At 71.5% G+C, this 2,354-nt stretch carries 1 protein-coding gene; it reads right to left on the bottom strand.

Features of this window, described 5'->3' with window-relative positions:
• On the bottom strand, positions 1-2,354 hold a 2,354-nt coding region (locus AWZ10_RS18360), incomplete at both ends, for an Rne/Rng family ribonuclease (protein ID WP_159058297.1).

The raw sequence follows: 2,354 nt of genomic DNA, 5'->3' as shown, positions 1-2,354 counted from the left end.
CGGGTCGCGCGGCGCCGCGAACGGCCGCGTCCGACCGCCGCCTCCGCCTCGGCGACGCTGCTGTAAAGCTCCTCGTCGGGCTCGTACTCGGGGGCGGGCAGAGCCACGGGCTCGGCGACCTCGGCGGCCACCTCGGCCTCGATCAGCTCGGCCGACTCCACCGGCTCGACGGCCTCGGAGGCGGACCCCTGCTCGTGGTCGTGCTCGACACCGCCACGCCCGCGCTTGCGGCGCTTGCCGCCACCGCCGACAGCCGTCGGCTGGTCCATGTGCACGATCACGCCGCGCCCGTTGCAGTGGACACAGGTCTCGGAGAAGGACTCCAGGAGGCCCTGCCCGACCCGCTTCCGGGTCATCTGGACCAGGCCCAGCGAGGTGACCTCGGCGACCTGGTGCTTCGTACGGTCGCGTCCCAGGCACTCCAGCAGGCGCCGCAGCACCAGGTCCCGGTTGGACTCCAGGACCATGTCGATGAAGTCGATGACGACGATGCCGCCGAGGTCGCGCAGCCGCAGCTGACGCACGATCTCCTCGGCCGCCTCCAGGTTGTTCCTGGTGACCGTCTCCTCCAGGTTGCCGCCCTGGCCGGTGAACTTACCGGTGTTGACGTCGACCACGATCATGGCCTCGGTCTTGTCGATCACCAGCGAACCACCGCTGGGCAGCCACACCTTGCGGTCCAGCGCCTTCATCAGCTGCTCGTCGATGCGGTACGTCGCGAAGACGTCGACCTCGGAGGTCCACTTCTGCAGGCGGTCGGCCAGGTCGGGCGCGACGTGCGCGACGTATCCGTGGATGGTCTCCCACGCGTCCTCGCCGCTGACGATGACCTTGGAGAAGTCCTCGTTGAAGATGTCGCGGACGACGCGGACGGTCATGTCCGGCTCGCCGTACAGCAGCGTCGGCGCGTTCGAGCTGCCGCTGTTCTTGGCCTTCTTCTGGATGTCCCCCCACTGCGCGTGCAGCCGCTCGACGTCACGGCGCAGCTCGTCCTCGCTCGCGCCCTCGGCGGCGGTGCGCACGATGACGCCCGCGTCCTCGGGAACGATCTTCTTGAGGATGGTCTTCAGCCGGGCCCGCTCGGTGTCGGGCAGCTTGCGGCTGATACCGGTCATCGACCCCTCGGGGACGTAGACCAGGTAGCGGCCGGGCAGGGAGACCTGGCTGGTCAGACGGGCGCCCTTGTGTCCGATCGGGTCCTTCGTCACCTGGACGAGGACCGACTGGCCGGACTTCAGGGCGGACTCGATGCGCCGCGGCCCGTTGGCCATGCCCAGCGCCTCGAAGTTGACCTCACCGGCGTACAGGACGGCGTTGCGGCCCTTGCCGATGTCGATGAAGGCGGCCTCCATCGACGGCAGCACGTTCTGCACCTTGCCGAGGTAGACGTTGCCGACGTACGAGGTCGACTGCTCCTTGTTGACGTAGTGCTCGACGAGCACGTTGTCTTCCAGGACACCGATCTGGGTGCGCTCGCCGCTCTGGCGGACGACCATGACGCGCTCGACGGCCTCGCGGCGGGCGAGGAACTCGGCCTCGGTGATGATCGGGACGCGCCGGCGGCCCTGCTCACGGCCTTCGCGGCGGCGCTGCTTCTTGGCCTCCAGACGGGTCGAGCCCTTGATGGACTGCACCTCGTCGGAGAACTCGGTCTCCTTGGCGCGCCGCTCGCGCGGCTCGCGGACCTTGACGACCGTGCGCTCGGGGTCGTCGGTGCCGGCCTCGGTCTCGGCCTCGGTGCCGGAGTCACCGGCGCGACGACGACGGCGCCGGCGTCGACGGCTGCTGCTGGAACCGGAACCGGACTCCTCGCGCTCGTCGGCCTCGTCGTCGTCCTCGTCCACCTGCTCGGCGGTGTCCTCGGCGTCCTGCGTGGCCTGCTCGGCGGCGAGTTCGTCACCCTCGGCGGCGGCGTCGGCGTCGGCCGACTCGCCCCGGCGACGACGGCGGCCACCTCGGCGACGGCGACGGCGCGACCCGGTGGACTCCTCCTCGCCGTACTCGTCGCCCTCGGCGTCCTCGTTGCCCTCCTCGGGCTCCTCGGGCTCCTCCGGCTCGTCGGCCACCACGGCGGCGGCCACGGGCTGCTGCGTCTCGGCGGGCTCGCCCCGACGGCGACGCCGACGACGCGACCCGCCGGTGTTCTCCTCCTCGGCGAAACCGCCGAGGTCGGTGCTCTCGGCGGGCTCCTCGACCTCCACGGTCTCGGGCTCCGACTCGGCGGCGGCCTGCGCGGCGGCCCGCTCCGGCGTCTGGAACATCGGCTCGGTGAACACCGGCGCCTGGAACACGGCCACGGCGGGCCGCGACGGGCGCGAGGGCGAGTCCTCCGCGACCGGCGCGGCAGGCGCCGA

The organism is Streptomyces europaeiscabiei (genome assembly GCF_001550375.1).
Classification (GTDB): domain Bacteria; phylum Actinomycetota; class Actinomycetes; order Streptomycetales; family Streptomycetaceae; genus Streptomyces; species Streptomyces europaeiscabiei.
This window is presented reverse-complemented; position numbering and strand designations above follow the sequence as displayed.